Below are 16,091 nucleotides of genomic sequence, written 5' to 3' on the forward strand. Positions count from 1 at the left end.
CCCAGGGCGCGATGGAGCAGCCCGAGCAGCGACCGTGATCGCAGTGGCATCACCGGATGCCAGCTGTCGAACGGAGCCGCCATCGTGACCATGAGCCTGTTGGAGTCGTACGAAGACCACGCAGAGCAGATCCATGACCGGTCGATCACACATTGGGACGGAGACGATTCGGCGTTCGTCAGCGCCGCGCCCCGGCTTCTCACGATCGGTCTGCGCGTCCTGCAGGACGTGGGCGAAGCCGAGGACGTGGTGCAGGAGACGTGGCTGCGTTGGGCCCGTGCCGATCGGTCGGTCGTCATCAGCCCGCCGGCGTTCCTCGCGCTGACCACCACGAGGCTCGCCATCAATGTCGCCCAGTCCGCCCGCAGGCGCCGAGAGACCTCCGCCGGCCCCTGGCTCCCCGAGACGGCGGACCTCTCCGCCGGGCCCGAGACGGCAGCCGAACGACGAGAGGCGGTCGACACTGCGATCCGGCTGCTGCTGGAGAGGCTGACACCCGCCGAACGAGCCGTCTATCTCCTGCGCACGGCCTTCGACTACCCCTACCGCCAGATCTCCGAGCTCCTCCACCTTGGCGAAGACCATGCGCGGCAACTCCTGCGACGCGCCCGCAACCACCTCGCCACCGAGCGACGCCACCAGGTGAGCACCACCGCGCACCGGCGCCTCGTACGGACGTTCGTCGCCGCCGCCCAGTCCGGCGACCTCGCCGAGCTGGAAGAAGTGCTCGCCGCCGACATCGCCCGCTGAGTTCGATCGCTGTCGCGGCGATCTGTCACAGATCACGACGCCGTCCGGTCTTTTGGGTGAACCGGACGCCGAAAGAGCGACAGGAGCGTGAGCGTGCCCTCGACCATGACCACCATCCGGATCCGGGTCAGGATGAGCTCACGGCCCGTCGACGAGCCGCATCGCGCGTCGAGCCAGCTCGAACTCCTCTTCGACCTCACCTTCGTGGTCGCGGTCGCGGCCGTCACGGCGCAGTTCGCGCACGCCATCGCCGAAGGTCATGCCCTGACCGGACTGGTCCCGTTCCTCCAGGTGTTCTTCGCGATCTGGTGGGCGTGGATGAACTTCACCTGGTTCGCCTCGTCCTACGACACCGACGACGTCCCCTACCGGCTGCTGACCATGGTGCAGATGGCGGGCGTGCTGGTCCTCGCCGCCGGGGTGCCCGCCGCGGTCGGCCACGCCGACCTCGGGATCATCACGCTGGGGTACCTCATCATGCGGGTCGGGCTCGTCGCCCAATGGCTGAGGGCCGCGTTCGAGGACCCGGCGAGCCGCCGTACGGGGCTCCGCTACGCCGCGGGCATAGCCCTGGCCGAGTCGGGCTGGCTGCTCCGGCTCGCCCTCGTGGAGGCGGGCCTCCTGCCGGCGTCACTCCGACTGCCGTTCTTCGCCTGCCTGGTCGTCCTGGAGCTGGCGGTGCCAAGGTGGGCGGAGCGGGTCAGGGCGACCACCTGGCACCCGCATCACATCGCCGAGCGCTACGGCCTGTTCACGATCATCCTGCTGGGCGAGAGTGTCCTGGCGGCGAGCAGAGGGGTTGAAGGGGCGCTCGAAGCGGGTCCCCTCGTCGTCATCGCCGGATCAGGTCTCGTCCTGCTGTTCGCCTTGTGGTGGTTGTACTTCCTGGTCGAGGCGGGGGAGGGGCTCAGCGACCGGCGCCGTCGGTCGTACTGGTGGGGGTACGGCCACTTCGGCGTCTTCGCCGCGCTGGCGGCCCTCGGAGCCGGGCTCGAGGTGGCGGTGGAGCAGAGCGGGCAACAGGTGGCGGCCTCGCCGATGGCGCTCGGTTACGCGGTCGCCATCCCGGTCGGGGTGTATCTCGTCCTGCTCCGGGCGGTGCACGCGCTGCTCGACGCGGACTCCGTCATGCCGCGCACCGCCGTGGCGGGGTGCGTCGGCGCCGTCGTGTCGTCGCCGCTCGCGGCGCCGTGGATCGGGGTGGCCGCCGTGGTCGCGATGATCGCGACCGCCTGCGTCGCGCTGGTCGCCGTCGCCATCTGGACGGTACGTGGCTGAAACGGAGCCGGTAACCGGATCTTGTCACAAATGCCGGGGCTGTCCTGTCTCAGCTGACGATCAAGCCACATCACATGGAGGAGACATGAGCACCCCGAACGGTGAGAACGAGTTCCTGTACGAGCTCCACGTCGAGATCGAGGAGGAGCTGGTCATCGCCGAGGCCAGCCACCCGGAGGAGGAGATGGGGCGGCCGGTCACCGAGTGGCTGTACGACCCGACGGACGCAGAGCGCGAGAAGATCGCTCTGCGGGTGCTGCGCGACGCGGTCGAGGTGCTGGAGGACGGCTCGCGGCCGGGTGGCGACGCTGCCTGAGCCGCGGCTCGGCACGTTCGCCGGCCTCGGCGAGCACCTGCGACAGGCGATCGAGCTCAAGCACGCGACGCTGCCGTCGTACCTGACCGCGCCGCACTCCCCCGACCCGGAACGCGGCACATGAACGCGGAATCCCTGGAACAGGCGGACGCCCTCGACCGGGCGGCGTCCGCCTTCGCCGAGTTGCGCCCGTGGTTGTTCGGCATCTCCTACCGGATGCTCGGCAGTGCCGCCGAGGCCGAGGACATCGTCCAGGAGGTGTGGCTGCGCTGGCAGGGCACCGACCGCGAGACCATTGAGAACCCGCCGGCCTTCCTGGCGCTGGTCACCACCCGGCTGGCCATCAACCTGGCCAGGTCGGCGCGCGTTCGGCGCGAGTCATACATCGGCCCCTGGCTGCCGGAACCCGTCGACACCAGCCTCGACCCCACCGTCGGCGCGGAGCGCGGCGAAGCGCTGGAGCTGGCCGTCCTGCTGCTGATGGAGAGGCTCAAGCCCACCGAGCGCGCCGCCTATGTCCTGCGCGAGGCGTTCGACTACCCCTATACGCAGATCGCCGAGATCCTCCGGCTCACCCCGGCGAACGTCAGGCAGATCGTGAGCCGTGCCCGTAAGCGCCTGACCGCCGTACGGCGCGAGCCCGTCAACAAGGTCGAGCACCGACGCCTGCTGGAAACCTTCCTCGACGCCGCCCGGACAGGAAACGTCGGCGCCCTGGAGAAGCTCTTCGCCGCCGATGTCGTCAGCTCCTCAGACGGCGGCGGCGTCAGAGGATCGTCGACGTTCCCGGTGCCGGGCAGCGAGCGGGTGGCCAGGTTCGTGGCCGCGTTCTCGCCGCGGTTCTGGCCGGGCGCCACCGTCACGTGGGTCGAGATGAACGGCCTGCCGGGAGTGCTCGTCAGCCGGGACGGCAGTGACGTCGCCCTGCTTGCCATCGAGGCATCCACGGAAGGAATCCATCACCTGCTGTGGATGCTCAACCCAACCAAGATCGAGTCCTTCAGGCGGTCTCGTAGCCGCATTGTCACAACTGAGGGGGGCCGCCTTGTCTTAGCTGACGACGGGGGCGCAGCACAGCGTCCAGAAAGCCAGAAGGGGTGCCAACAATGAAGATCGTGGTGATCGGCGGGACCGGGCTCATCGGGTCGAAGCTGGTGAAGAAGCTGGGCGAGCACGGCCACGAGGCCGTGGCCGCGTCGCCGAACACCGGCGTCGACACGCTGACCGGCGAGGGGCTGGCCGAGGTGCTGAAGGGCGCCGAGGTCGTGATCGACGTGTCGAACTCGCCCTCGTTCGAGCGCGAGGCCGTCATGAAGTTCTTCCAGACCTCCACCGGCAACCTGCTGGCGGCCGAGGCGGCCGCGGGCGTGGGCCACCACGTGGCCGTGTCGATCGTTGGGACCGAGCGGATGCCGGAGAACGACTACTTCGCGGCGAAGATCGCCCAGGAGCAGCTGATCGAGAAGTCGGGCATCCCGTTCTCGCTGGTGCACTCCACCCAGTTCTTCGAGTTCGCCCGCGGCATCGCCGACGAGGGCACGGTCGACGGCAAGGTGCACGTCGCACCGGTGCTGTTCCAGCCGATCGCGGGCGATGACGTGGCCCAGGCGGTGGGCAGGACCGCGGTGGGGACGCCGCTGAACGGCCGGATCGAGATCGCCGGACCGAACCAGTGCAAGATGGACGAGTTCCTCCGCAAGGCGCTGGCTGCCTGGGGCGACACCCGCGAGGTCGTCACCGACCCGCAGGCGCGCTACTTCGGCAGCGTGCTCGGCGAGCGGTCGCTGGTGCCCGGTGAGGGCGCGCAGCTCGGCACCATCACCTACAAGGACTGGCTCGACCGGTCCGCCGCGAAGTAGGGCCGGGTGATGGGCGAGCCACGATCGACCGCGTGGCAGACGGCGCTGACCGTGCTGCAGGAGGCGCGGCCTCCGTTCATCCCTGAGGACGCGCACGCGATGACCGTGGTCATCGAGTACCCGCCCGGAGACCCGGGCGCGCCGCCGCACCGCCATCCTGGTCCCGCCTTCGGCGTTGTCCTGGAGGGCGAGATGCTGATGGAGCTGGAAGGGGAGCCGGAGCAGGTGATCCGCGCCGGCGAGGCGTTCTGGGAGCCGGGTGGCGACGTCATCCACTACCAGGACGGCAACAATCGCGACGATGTCCCGGTGCGGTTCACGGTCACCATGCTCTGCGAGCCGGGCAAGCCGATGTTCACGCTGGTGGAGGAGGCCGAGCTGGCCCAGCGCGAGGACCGCCGCGCGCCACGCCCGTCCTGACCCCCGCGGATCACCCCACGGCGTGACGGCACCGGTTGCCGTCACGCCGTCTGAACCCAGGATCGAACCAGGCAGCCGGCCCACGGGCCGGCTGTCCGATCCGCCATGCCGACAACCCGAGGTATGACACGAATGAACCACGAACGTCCGGTTAAGATCGGCACGCTCGACAGCCTGCGCGAGCACCTGCAGTGGGCGATCGAGCTGGAGCACGCGACCCTGCCGCCGTACCTGACGGTGCTGTACTCGCTGGATTCGGAGCGCAACCCCGCCGCTGTGGAGGTGGTGAGCGGCGTCTTCGTGGAGGAGATGCTGCATCTGGCGCTGGCGGCGAACCTGCTCAACGCCGTCGGCGGCACGCCGCGCCTGGACATGCCGGGGATGCTGCCGCCGCACCCGCGCAAGCTGCCGCACAGCGACCTGGAGGTGTCGCTGGTGCCGTTCGGCGCTGAAGCGCTGGAGATGTTCCTGCGCCTGGAACAGCCGGCGGCACCGGGCGCGCCGCCGGAGGGCGAGGGTTACGAGACGATCGGGCAGTTCTACGCGGCGATCGAGCAGGGGTTGCGCCACCTGTGCGACACGCTCGGCGAGAAGGAGGTCTTCTGCGGCGACCCGACCCGGCAGGTGAGCGGCGCTCACTTCCGTCACACTGCCGGCTCGCTGTTCGCCGTCGATGATCTGGAGTCCGCGCTCGGCGCGCTGAAAGAGATCGTCGAGCAGGGGGAAGGCAACGCCCGCGGCGAGGTCTGGGACGGCGACCAGGACGTCCTCCACCCCGAGCGGGACGAGGTCGCCCACTACTACCGCTTCCAGGAGCTCAAGCTCGGCCGCCGTTACCAGCGGGGCGACACCCCGAAGACCGGCCCGACCGGCGAGAAGGTCCGCGTCGATCCGGACGGCGTGCTCCCGATGACCCCCAACCCCCGGCCCGCCGCGCGGGGCAGTGCTGTGCGGGCGGCCCAGGATCTGTTCGACACCACCTACAGCACCCTGCTGGATCTGCTGGAGCAGGCATTCAACGGCGACCCGAAGCGGCTCACGGACGCCACCCGCACCATGTTCACGCTCAGGGCCCAGGCGCGGGCCCTGATGACGTTGCCCGGCGGCGCCGGTCCCACCTTCGCCTACGTGCCGCCCGAAGCACGCAGCTGATCCATCAGGCGTTTGAGGAAGACAGTGTCGACGTGCAGGAAGTCGCAGGCCAGGATTCCGGAGGCTTGCGAGGTGAGGAACTGTCGCTAGGTCGGTGATATCTGGCGTGGCGCTGGGCCGAGGCTGGCCGCGACGATCTCGCCGAGTCGGCGATTGCCCTTGCCGGTGGATCCGCCTGACCGCGAACGACACCGGATGAACCATCTGAAGGAAACGTACGTTTGTGGGGCATGAGATTACGAATGAGCCTGCTCGTGGCACTGTTGTCCCTGACTGCGGCCTGCGGAGGAGCGGAATCGGATATGTCGGCGACCCCGGCTGACGACGGGCCGGCGAAGCCGGTTGCATTGTGGGGTGCCGAAGGCGGGTTCGTGACCGCGACCATGAACGTGCTGCGTCCGCCGAGAGTGGTGTTGTACAGCGACGGCCTGGTGATCGTTGACGCGAGCAGGCAGCTGAAGCTCACCGCTGCCGAGACGGGCGAGACGGTCGCGTCGATGGAGACGTACCTGACCGGGCAACCGCCGACCGCGGAGCCCAGGCCGGGTGCGCCGATGGTGACGGACGTGCCGACCACCGTCCTCGGGGTACGGGGGAAGGACGGAAAGATGCTGGAGGTCCGGGCCCCGGCTCTGGACCAGGTCGCGGACTTCTACCCGAAGGAGCTCTCGGAGGCGAAGAAGCTGATGGACGGCTTGGCGACCCGGGCCGCCACCGCGGGCACCGACTACGTCGCCACTCGCGTTCGCATGGTCGCCGAAGGGGCCGCCTCGGCGGAGGGCAAGCCGGCGCCGTGGCCCGCAGGGGTCCCGGAGCCTTCGGGCACGGTGGACCCGATTTGGCACAAGGACATCGAGGGGGCGGCGGTGAGTGCGATCACCAAGGCGGTGCCTGCCGGGCAGGAGTACGGCCGGTCACTCTTCAAGACCGGTTCGGGGGCACTCTTCGTGCTCTCCTGGCGCTACCTGCTGCCTGACGAATAGCGAGGGCTGATGACCTGGTGCGGAGCAGGGTGCTTCGCCGCTGCTCCGCGGTCTGCTCTTCTCGGCGGTCAATCCGGGCGGCCGGTCGGTTCCAACATGGGCACGAGGAACTGCCGGGCCACCGCGGCCAGTTGCTCGTCGTCGTCGAGGTCGATGATCTGACTGGGGATCGCCAGGAAGGAGGCGGAGACCCGGACCATCAGTTCGGCCACGAGGTCGGCGTCCAAGTCGCTCGACACGTTGCCCGCGCGTTGCTCGTGGCGGAGCTGACCCGCGACGAACTGCCGCACGGTGGCGAGGGTCCGGCCCCCGTCGCTGATCATGGAGGGTACGACCAGGTCCGGTTCCGAGGTGATCAGGCCGCCGATCAACGGGTTACGGCGGATGGCGCGCAATGAACTTACAAAGCCGAGAACCGCCCGATCGGCGGCGGTATGAGCTTGTTCGATGTCGATGAGGAACTGGTCGAAATATCGGCGGAATTCTCGGCGTACCACGTGTTCGACCAGCGCGTCCTTCGTGGCGAACCGCCGGTAGACCGTGATCCGCGAAACCCCGGTCCTGCGGGCCACGTCCTCCATGGTCGACCGCCGGATACCCATGCGGCAGAACTGCTCATACGCCGCGTCGAGTATGCGCGCACGGGTCTCGTCCGTGTCGTCGACCTGTTCGACGGCATCGATGTACGCGCGCTCCAGCAGTGACTCCGAGTCCGACGGCGCCATGAGCCCGGACAGTGCAGATTCCACGATCACCTCCTGTGATTGATTCTGCCTCAATCCCTGACAATCGCTGTCACGGTCTTGTGATGTCCGACACTGTGTGCTGTATTGGTGATACTCAGATTCATCTCGTGTTTCATCGTATCAGCAATGCTCTCGGCCTCACGAGGAGAAGGGACGAAGGCATGGACAAACTCAGCAGGCGCGACATGCTCCGGGCGGGAGGGACGTTGGGCGCATTCGGTGCGCTGAGCATCGCGACCCCCGCGGAGGCGCGCGTGTGGACGTGGTCGCCCAGTGGCTCGGTGGTGGGCACAGGGGCAGGCCTCGACCCGCGGTGGGTATGGGATCCGGAGGCCGACACGCTGGTCGCCTCGCTGATCGACCGGGGCGAGGTGCCCAGGGTCAACACTCTGCTGCGGACCTGGACCAAGAACGGTCAGCCGTTGCCGGCCGGACTGCCTGCGGACCTGAAGGCCTTCATGGAGAAGGCCCGTCAGCTGCCGGCCTGGGCCGACAGAGGCAAGATCGCCGCCGCGGCCGACTTCAACAACAGGCGAGGGCTCTACACCGGCGTGCTGTACGGCTTCGCCAGCGGCATGATGAGCACGGTCATCCCCAAGGAGGCGCGGGCGGTCTACTACTCGCAGGGTGGTGCGGACATGAAGGACCGCATCTCCAAGACCGCCAAGCTCGGGTACGACATCGGGACTCGGAACGCCTACGACGCCGACGGCGAAATGATCGTGACCTGCGTCAAGACCCGGCTGGCGCATGCGGCCGTGCGCCATCTGCTGCCGAAGTCCCCGCACTGGCAGGGGGCCGCCGACGAGGACATTCCGATCAGCCAGGCGGACATGATGGTCACCTGGCACAGCCTGCCCACGACCGTCATGAAGAATCTGGTCGCGTGGAAGGTGCCGATGCCCGCCGCCGACTCCGCGGCCTTCCTGCACACGTGGCAGCTGGCCGCGTACATGCTCGGCATCAAGGAGGAGTACATCCCCGCCTCGTGGGCCGAGGCCAATTCCCAGGCCAAGCAGGTCCTGGACCCGGTGCTGGCCCCGACGCCCGAGGGCATCAAGCTGGCCAACATTCTCCTGGAGCTCGGCGCCACGATCGATGCCGGCCTCCTCACCAAGCGCGTACTCGGCTCGTTGACGCGCTTCATGCTCGGCGACGAGATCGCCGGGTGGCTGAGCATCCCCAGGTATCCGCTCTGGGACGGGCTTCTCAACACGTTCTGGGGACCCTTCATCGCCGTCCGCGAAGGCGTGCTCAAGGTGTTCCCGGGGGCGGACAGCACCTACTGGCTCTTCGATGAGGTCCTTCGCAAGGTACTCCTGGCCTACCTGTCCGGAGCGCAGAAGATCAGCATCGAGATTCCGTTGACCAACAACCCGAACTACCCGAACTCCTGAGCCGGATCCTCGGCCCGGAAGCGGAGGAAAGCCCCCGGCCCGCCGGGACACCATTGCGAATTCTCGGGCCCGGAATCCGGCAGAGTCCGGGCCCCGAGCCTTCCGCAGAGCCTCGGCGAGCTCTCGACCCAACCCGTTTCGTTTCCACGGCGAACACGACCGGTCCGGTCGGTGACTCGGCCCGGGTCCCGGGGGGCGGAAGGCCACGGTTTCCAGGTCAACTCACATCCTTGTTGAGATACAAGTAAACCTGATACGTATCATCGTATCATCGGCGTGCGGAACTCAGGAGGAGTCCGGCATGGCAGAGCTGAGCAGGCGCAAGATGCTGATCTCAGGTGGAGCCCTGGGGGCGCTCGGAGCGCTGGGGGTGGCGTTCCCGGCTCGGGCGACGCCCTGGACCTGGGCGTCGAGCGGTTCGATCGCGGGTGCCGGCGCCGGCACCGATCCGCGGTGGATATGGGACGAGGAGGCCGACCCGCTGGTCGCCTCGCTGATCGATCGAGGCGCCGTCCCCGAGGTCAACCGCCTGCTGTGGAATTGGACCCGCAACGACCAGCCCCTGCCCGCGGGGCTGCCGGCGGACCTGCGGGACTTCATGGAGAGAGCCCGCCAGCTGCCGTCATGGGCGAACCAGGGCAAGCTGAACACCGCAGCCGAGTTCAACAAGTCCAGAGGGCTGTACCTCAACCTGCTCAACGGCGTGGGTGGCGGCATGCTGAGCACCGCCATTCCCAAAGAGGCCCTCTCGGTCTACTACTCCAAGGGGGGCGCGGACATGGAGGACCGCGTCGCCAAGACGAGCATCCTGGGATTCGCCGTCGGCGCCCTGAACGCGTACCGGCCCGACGGCTCCTGCGTGGTCGAGGCGGTGAAGACCCGGCTGGTGCACGCGGCGGTACGACACCTGCTGCAGCAGTCCCCCCACTGGACCGGCGACATCCCGATCAGCCAGGAGGACATGCTGGTCACCTGGCACACCTTGCCGACCTTCGCCATGCGCAAGATGCTCGAATGGAAGGTCCCGATCAGCGCCGCCCACTCCGAGGCGTACCTGCATGTGTGGCAGGTGACCGCGCACATGCTCGGCATCAAGGACGAGTACATCCCCGCCACCTGGGCCGCGGCCAACGCCCAGTCGGACCAGATCCTGCCCCGGAACATGGGGCCGACGCCCGAGGGCGTGGAGCTGACCGACATCCTGCTGGGCCAGCTCGCCGAGCAGACCAGTCCCGCCAGCATCAGCCGGCCGCTGTGCAACGCGCTCGCCCGGTACCTGGTCGGCGACCAGGTGGCCGGCTGGGACGGCATCGAACGCGAGCCGGTGTGGGACCTGCTGATCCCCACCATCTGGCCGAAGCTGGTGAGATTCCGCGAGGGCCTCATCCCGCTGCCGCTGGTACCCGAGACCGCCTGGGTCCTCGACGAAGCCGTGCGAAAGTACATCCTGTTCTATCTCACCAAGGCCAAGGAGACCAAGATCGAGATCCCCACGACCAACCGTCCGGGTTTGAGCTGAATGATGATGGGATCGAATGGCGGCGGGCCGGACGAGGGCATCGGGCGGCGCCGGTTCCTCGGGTACGTGGTGGCGGCTCCGACCCTGGTGGTCGCCACCGAACTCAACCTGACGCCGACGTCCGACGTCGGGCTGCCCTCACCGGAACTCACGGAACTGCTCGACCTCAACGACATGATGACCGCGGCGGCGCTGCCGACCTCGGGTCTGATCTCGGTCGAGGTCAACCAGGACGGCACGGTGTCGTTCGCGTTGCCGCGGGCCGAGGTGGGGCAGGGCATCACCACCTCGACGGCCATGCTGATCGCCGAGGAGATGGCCGTACCGCTGGAACGGGTGCGTGTCACACTGGCCGACGCTCGGCCGGAGCTGGTGTTCAACCAGCTCACCGGCGGGTCGAACACCACCATCGCCACCTATGTTCCGATCCGGGTCGCCGCCGCCATCGCCCGGAACCGGTTGCTGGCGACCGCGGCGACCGAACTCGGTTCCGCGGTCACCGACCTGACGCTGAAGGCCGGGGTGATCACCAATCGCTCCGGCCGCAGTGTCGACATCGGTGCGCTCGCCGAGAAGGCCGCGAGCACGCGTACCCAGCAGGTGTCGGTGGAGCTCACCTCACGCGAGAACTTCACCGTCATCGGCAGACCGCACAACCGGATCGACGCGCTGGACGCGGTGACCGGGCGCAAGAAGTTCGCGATGGACCTCGACGTCCCGGACGCGAAGCCGACGATGGTGTGCCGTCCGCCGACCATCAACGGCAAGGTCGGCTCGGTGGCCAACCTCGCCGAGGTCCGCGCCATGCCGGGTGTCACCGATGTGGTGACGATCTCCACCGGGGTGGCGGTGCGCGCCAGAACCTTCGGCCAGTGCATCGACGCCGTACGCGCCCTGCGGGTCTCCTGGAAATCCGGTACCGCGGAAGGAACGTCCGACGAGACCGTACTCCGGAAACTGGAGGCCGCGGAGCTACCGCTCGGGCTCAAGCCGCTGACTCCGACCGTCGAAGGCAAGTTCACCTTCTACTTCCGCAGCAACAGCGCGCTGGAACCCAACTGTGCGATCGCCGACGTGCGGGCCGGCCGCGCCGAGATCTGGTCGGCGTTGAAATCGCCGCTCACCGCCAAGCAGACCATCGCCGCCAAGCTGGGGCTGCCGGTCGGCAGCGTTACCGTACACGTCACCGAAGGCGGTGGTTCCTTCGGGCGCAAGCTGTTCTTCGACGCCGCACTGGAAGCCGCCGAGGTGTCCCAGAAGATCGGCAAACCCGTCAAGCTCATGTGGCACCGGGCCGACGACTCCCGCCAGGGCCGTACCCACCCGATGGCCACCTCGCGGGTACGCGCCGCCTACCTCGGCAACACCGTGCTGAGCTACAAGCAGCGGCACACCAGCGTCTCCACGGACCTCGGCCACGGACTCGGTGAGATCATCACCGCCATGGCCGCGAGGCTTCCGGTGGGCGACATCGGCTTCTCCCAGACGTTCTTCCATCTCAGTCAGGCGATGTCCTACAACTTCGGCGCCAGCAGCCAGTTGCTCAACGAAACCGACAAGAGCTTCAACACCGGCAGCATGCGCAACGTCTACTCACCCGACGTCACCTGTGCCCGGGAGCTCATCGTCGACCAGCTCGCCGCGAAGATGGGCAAGGACCCCTACCGGTTCCGGCACGACTTTCTCCGCGACGACCGCTCCCGGGCGGTGCTGGCGAAGGTGGCCGAGGTCGGCGCCTGGGGACGGTCGATGCAGGCCGGCACCGCGCAGGGCATCGCGTTCCACGCCGAGTACAAGGCCGTCAGCGCCGTGCTGGTGGAGATCGACTGCCGGCCGGAAACCGTCAACCGCCCCATCCGCGACGGCGTGGCCGGACCGCGCGTCACCAAGGTGGTGATCGCGGTGGACGTCGGCCTCGCCGTCAACCCGCGAGGTCTGGAAGCGCAGATGATGGGCTGCGCCATGGACGGCATCGCGCTGGCCCTGACCTCCAGCCTGCACCTGCGCGACGGTTACTTCCTCGAAGCGAGCTGGGACAACTACTTCTACACCCGGCAGTGGAACACCCCGCCCGAACTCCGGATCATCGTCATGCCCAGCACCTCCGAGGAGCCCGGCGGCGCCGGGGAGCTGGGCGTCGCCGCGTCGCTGGCCGCGGTCGCCTGCGCGTACGGTCGCGCGACCGGAACGATGCCCACCAGCTTCCCGATCAACCACGGCACGCTCTCCTTCACTCCCAAACCGACCGTCCCCCCCATTCCCCCCTCCCCGACCGACGGCCTGAACCACGCCCGCTGAAACAAGGAGACCTGAGTGCCTCAGCACACTTTCCGCGTCAACGGTGAGCAGGTCACCGTTGACGTCGACGGCGACGTGCGCCTGCTGTGGGTGCTGCGCGACATTCTCGGCATCACCGGGCCGAAGTACGGCTGCGGCATCAACGTCTGCAAAGCGTGCACCAGCCACATCAACGGCAAAGCCGTCAACCCCTGCGCGATCCCCGTCGCAGACCTCCAGCCGACCGACGAGGTCACGACCATCGAAGGGCTTCCGGCCACGGTCGGCAAGGAGCTGCACCCCATGCAGCAGGCGTGGCTGGACCGCGACGTCGCCCAGTGCGGCTACTGCCAGCCCGGCCAGATCATGGCCGCCGTGGCACTGGTCCGCCGGGCCAAGGCCGAAGGCCGCGGAATCACCGACGCCGACCTCGACGGCCTCCGCAACATCTGCCGCTGCGGCACCTACTCCCGTATCCGCGAAGCCATCAAAGCCGGCGCCGAGAACATGTGAGGCACATGCGTGCCCGGGGACCCCGGGCACGGCTGTATGTCACGCTGGGTCCTCGCTCCGGCCTGAAAGGCGAACGGCTACGCGAACGCGACGACGGCATACCTCTCGTCCTGGATGGTCCGTCCCCACAGGGTGGGATCAGGCAGTGGCTCGACGCGAGCGGCCTTGACCAGTGGCCGCAGCGCCGCCAGGAGACGCTCCGCCTCGACCCCGCCCATCCACGGCATCGGCTCCGGCCTCCCCTCGTGGGACTGGTCCTCACCCGGTTCGGCCGAGGCCCAGCGCCCCTCGATGAGGACCAAACGCCCGCCGGCACGCAGCAGGCCGATCCACCGGCGCAACGCCTCCTGCGGATCGGGCAGGGTCCACAACAGGTGACGGGAGAGGATCACGTCGAAAGACGTCCCGGCTCGCGTGGGCGGGTTACTCGCGTCACCCACCATCATCGCGGCATCGAAGCCGGCCGCCGTGAGCTTGCGCCGGGCCTGCTCGATCATCAGCGGGGCCAGATCCACCCCGACCGGCCGGTGGCCCTGCTCGGCGAGCACCAGGGACAACGAGCCGGTGCCGCATCCCAGGTCCAAGACGTCGGCGGGCGAGGCGGGCATCCAGGAGCGCAGGCGGTTTGCCCAGGCGGTCTTGACGGCGGGGTCGCGAAGGCCGTGGTCGGCCTCCTCGTCGAAGGAGGCGGCGAAGGCATCCCAGAAAGACGCGATCGAAGCACTGTTCTCGGGCATCGACGGATCATGCCACCCGCCCCCGACGAAACCCGGGCTGTTCCAGAGGCCAGGGCCGAAGCGTTGGTGCCGGATGCGGTATCCGCCCCGCGCAGCCGCCGGGGACGCCGCTACCGGCTCGGCCCGCTGCCGGCGTTATCCCTGCTCGCTGTGCTCGGTGGAGCAACATCTCTGACAAAGATCACACAGGTCATGCCGGATGCCGTCACCCCGATCGGCGGACTCGCGCTGGACGACCTTCATGCCCTGTCGCGGCAACGGCTCCCTCGGTGGCGCGAGGATGAACAGGCCCTTCCACGGGGGAATACCTGTCAACAAGTGGGCCTGCGGCTTAGCCTGAAACTGCGACATCACCAGGGAAGGGCGGGGCCCATGGACGACGGTTGCACCATCGGAAACCGGCTCAGGAAGATCCGCGACGACCGATCCTGGACACAGGAGGAGCTTGCCGAACGGGCCGGTGTCAGCAGGGACATCATCGCGAAGCTGGAGCAGGGGCGCCGTGAGTCGGCGCGGCTCACCACCTTGATGAAGTTGGCGAACGCCCTCGATGTGGACCTGTCGGCGCTGACCGGCAAGCGCGACCGGATGGGCGGCGAACGCGACGGCGCCAGCGTCCTGAAGTTGCGGGACGCCCTGCTGTCGGCGTCTCTGCTGCCAGGGGCGGACGACGGCCACGACGGTGAGCCGACATCACCGGCGGACGTGCGGGCCGCAGTGGATAACGCGTGCCGCCGCTACTGGGCCGGTGACTTCCCCGCCCTGGTCGCTCGGCTTCCCGGGTTGATCGCCGAGGCGCGGCTGTCCCACGCGGCGTACGGCGCGGCTGCCGTCTACCCGCTGGCCATGGCCTATGACCTGGCGGCCAGCGTGATGGTGCATCTCGGCCGGGACGACCTGGCGGCGATCGGCGCGGAGCGGGCCATCACCGTCGCGCACGGTGGCGATGACGAACTGCTGTGGGTGACCTTGCACGCCACGTATGCGTGGGTGCTGCTGCACCAGGCCCGCACCCGGGAAGCCGAGGAACTCGCAGCCGGTATGGCGGCTCGGATCGAGCCGTCGTTCTCCGCTCCGGCCGCCCATGTGGCCGCGTGGGGCAACCTGCTGATGACCGCGCTGGCCCCGGCGGCGGCGGGCGGTAGGGAGGTGGAGGACTACATCGCGATGGCCTCCGCTGGCGCCGAACGGCTCGGTAAGCGGACGCCGATCTACAACACCGCGTTCGGCCCTGCCACGGTGGCGATGCAGGCCACCCATGCCTACACCGTACGGCGGGAGCCGGACAAGGCGCTGAACGCGGCCAACCGCGTCCGGTCCGGCGACCTTTTGGGCATTTCCTACGGTCGTCACCTGCTCGATGTCGCCCAAGCGCATCTGGATGCCCGGCAGCGGCAGGTGGCCATCGAGCGGTTGCAGGAGGCTCATACGCTGTCGCCGGTATGGTTCCGGCATCAGGGCGTCGCCCGTTCCCTGGTGGCCGAGATCCGGGAACAGGAGACGCGCCCGTCGCCCTCCGTCCGGTCGCTGGTGCGTTCCCTTGACTTGGGCCGGTAGGACAGAGCATCCACCCTCGGTGGCCATAGTCGGGAGCAGGAGATGCATCTGTCGCTCACGGTCCGGTCGCTGGTGCCTTCCCTCGGCTTGAGCCAGTAGGACGGGGCGTCCTCCCTCGCTGGCAGAAGGACGGGGGTGTGGGACATCGCGTCCCTGGTGATCCATCCCGCGTAATATCACTATCGGTACATGGTTCATTACCGAGCGGATGGGCGGCGTGGCCTCTACGGCTTCCCTGAACCGCAGCATGCCTCCAGCACTCTCGCCAATGCGGTGCAACTGCTTCGTCAGGCCCTCCACGGTCGCGGTGTGGCGACGCTGGACGGTGACGTCATGAGAACGGCCGGTGGCCATTACGTTCTGAGCCTCGCTCCCGGCCTGCTGATTTGGAGCGTTCCAAAAATGTTCCGCTGGTTCAACAGCGGGCGTATGGTCCTGCACCCCTCGGCCGACCCCGCAGGTGCCGCCGACCTGTTGGTGGGGTTGTTCGAGCGGCAACCGTGGCTGCGGTATCGGCGGGAGTACCTGGAGGCGCTCATGGAACCCGCCGGGGCATCGCCCATCTGACCTTTCAGCTCTGGCGGGCT

17 protein-coding genes are annotated in these 16,091 nt (G+C 68.3%); 15 read left to right on the forward strand and 2 right to left on the reverse strand.

Annotated elements, in window-relative coordinates; translation table 11 throughout:
* The first annotated feature begins 90 nt into the window (after positions 1-90).
* The 9 genes from AB0K21_RS41395 to AB0K21_RS41435 all read left to right on the forward strand — a co-directional run bounded on the left by AB0K21_RS41395 (position 91) and on the right by AB0K21_RS41435 (position 6,758).
* Positions 91-750 (forward strand): sigma-70 family RNA polymerase sigma factor, encoded by a 660-nt coding sequence (locus AB0K21_RS41395; RefSeq protein WP_343969541.1) that lies wholly within the window; start codon positions 91-93, stop codon positions 748-750.
* 93 nt (positions 751-843) lie between these two features.
* Positions 844-2,028 (forward strand): low temperature requirement protein A, encoded by a 1,185-nt coding sequence (locus AB0K21_RS41400; RefSeq protein WP_343969406.1) that lies wholly within the window; start codon positions 844-846, stop codon positions 2,026-2,028.
* Positions 2,029-2,113: 85 nt separating this feature from the next.
* A complete protein-coding gene (locus tag AB0K21_RS41405) occupies positions 2,114-2,344 on the forward strand; it encodes a hypothetical protein (RefSeq protein ID WP_031172255.1) in 231 nt (76 codons plus the stop codon).
* Positions 2,328-2,468 (forward strand): hypothetical protein, encoded by a 141-nt coding sequence (locus tag AB0K21_RS41410; RefSeq protein WP_343969412.1) that lies wholly within the window; start codon positions 2,328-2,330, stop codon positions 2,466-2,468. Before AB0K21_RS41405 ends, AB0K21_RS41410 begins: the two co-directional genes overlap by 17 nt.
* Positions 2,465-3,454, forward strand: coding sequence for an RNA polymerase sigma-70 factor (locus tag AB0K21_RS41415; RefSeq protein ID WP_364158079.1), 990 nt, complete (start codon positions 2,465-2,467; stop codon positions 3,452-3,454). The genes AB0K21_RS41410 and AB0K21_RS41415 overlap by 4 nt, the downstream gene beginning before the upstream one ends.
* The gene (locus tag AB0K21_RS41420; RefSeq protein WP_364158082.1) at positions 3,451-4,203 is read left to right on the forward strand and encodes an SDR family oxidoreductase; all 753 of its coding nucleotides are present in this window, start codon (positions 3,451-3,453) and stop codon (positions 4,201-4,203) included. The genes AB0K21_RS41415 and AB0K21_RS41420 overlap by 4 nt, the downstream gene beginning before the upstream one ends.
* Positions 4,204-4,212: 9 nt before the next feature.
* Entirely contained in the window at positions 4,213-4,623 is a 411-nt protein-coding gene (locus AB0K21_RS41425; RefSeq protein WP_031172261.1) for a cupin domain-containing protein, read from the forward strand.
* Between the two features lie 132 nt (positions 4,624-4,755).
* Positions 4,756-5,775 (forward strand): ferritin-like protein, encoded by a 1,020-nt coding sequence (locus AB0K21_RS41430; RefSeq protein WP_343969423.1) that lies wholly within the window; start codon positions 4,756-4,758, stop codon positions 5,773-5,775.
* 371 nt (positions 5,776-6,146) lie between these two features.
* Positions 6,147-6,758, forward strand: coding sequence for a hypothetical protein (locus tag AB0K21_RS41435; protein ID WP_343969426.1), 612 nt, complete (start codon positions 6,147-6,149; stop codon positions 6,756-6,758).
* A gap of 68 nt (positions 6,759-6,826) precedes the next feature.
* On the opposite strand, the gene AB0K21_RS41440 is transcribed toward AB0K21_RS41435, so the two are convergent.
* On the reverse strand, positions 6,827-7,483 hold the full coding sequence (locus AB0K21_RS41440) for a helix-turn-helix domain-containing protein (protein WP_343969544.1): 657 nt from the start codon (positions 7,481-7,483) through the stop codon (positions 6,827-6,829).
* 182 nt (positions 7,484-7,665) lie between these two features.
* Between AB0K21_RS41440 and AB0K21_RS41445 the strand changes: the two genes are divergently transcribed.
* From AB0K21_RS41445 to AB0K21_RS41460, 4 genes are all read left to right on the forward strand, one after another.
* Positions 7,666-8,901: an oxygenase MpaB family protein gene (locus AB0K21_RS41445; protein ID WP_343969429.1), complete on the forward strand. Its 1,236-nt coding sequence runs from the start codon at positions 7,666-7,668 to the stop codon at positions 8,899-8,901.
* A 301-nt stretch (positions 8,902-9,202) separates the two neighbouring features.
* Positions 9,203-10,420, forward strand: a complete 1,218-nt coding sequence (locus AB0K21_RS41450) for an oxygenase MpaB family protein (protein WP_343969432.1) — start codon at positions 9,203-9,205, stop codon at positions 10,418-10,420.
* Positions 10,421-10,423: 3 nt separating this feature from the next.
* The gene (locus tag AB0K21_RS41455; protein ID WP_364158088.1) at positions 10,424-12,718 is read left to right on the forward strand and encodes a molybdopterin cofactor-binding domain-containing protein; all 2,295 of its coding nucleotides are present in this window, start codon (positions 10,424-10,426) and stop codon (positions 12,716-12,718) included.
* A 15-nt stretch (positions 12,719-12,733) separates the two neighbouring features.
* The gene (locus AB0K21_RS41460; protein ID WP_343969438.1) at positions 12,734-13,210 is read left to right on the forward strand and encodes a (2Fe-2S)-binding protein; all 477 of its coding nucleotides are present in this window, start codon (positions 12,734-12,736) and stop codon (positions 13,208-13,210) included.
* A gap of 77 nt (positions 13,211-13,287) precedes the next feature.
* Here AB0K21_RS41460 and AB0K21_RS41465 read toward each other — a convergent pair whose 3' ends face one another.
* Positions 13,288-13,947 (reverse strand): class I SAM-dependent methyltransferase, encoded by a 660-nt coding sequence (locus tag AB0K21_RS41465; protein WP_343969441.1) that lies wholly within the window; start codon positions 13,945-13,947, stop codon positions 13,288-13,290.
* 192 nt (positions 13,948-14,139) lie between these two features.
* Here AB0K21_RS41465 and AB0K21_RS41470 point away from each other — a divergent pair, with 192 nt between their 5' ends.
* Entirely contained in the window at positions 14,140-15,504 is a 1,365-nt protein-coding gene (locus AB0K21_RS41470) for a helix-turn-helix transcriptional regulator (RefSeq protein ID WP_343969444.1), read from the forward strand.
* Between the two features lie 309 nt (positions 15,505-15,813).
* Complete coding sequence (locus tag AB0K21_RS41475; protein ID WP_364158093.1) at positions 15,814-16,071, forward strand: hypothetical protein; 258 nt, start codon at positions 15,814-15,816, stop codon at positions 16,069-16,071.
* Positions 16,072-16,091: the final 20 nt, after the last annotated feature.

It is taken from the genome of Streptosporangium sp. NPDC049248 (assembly GCF_040678965.1).
Taxonomy (GTDB): Bacteria; Actinomycetota; Actinomycetes; order Streptosporangiales; family Streptosporangiaceae; genus Streptosporangium; species Streptosporangium fukuiense.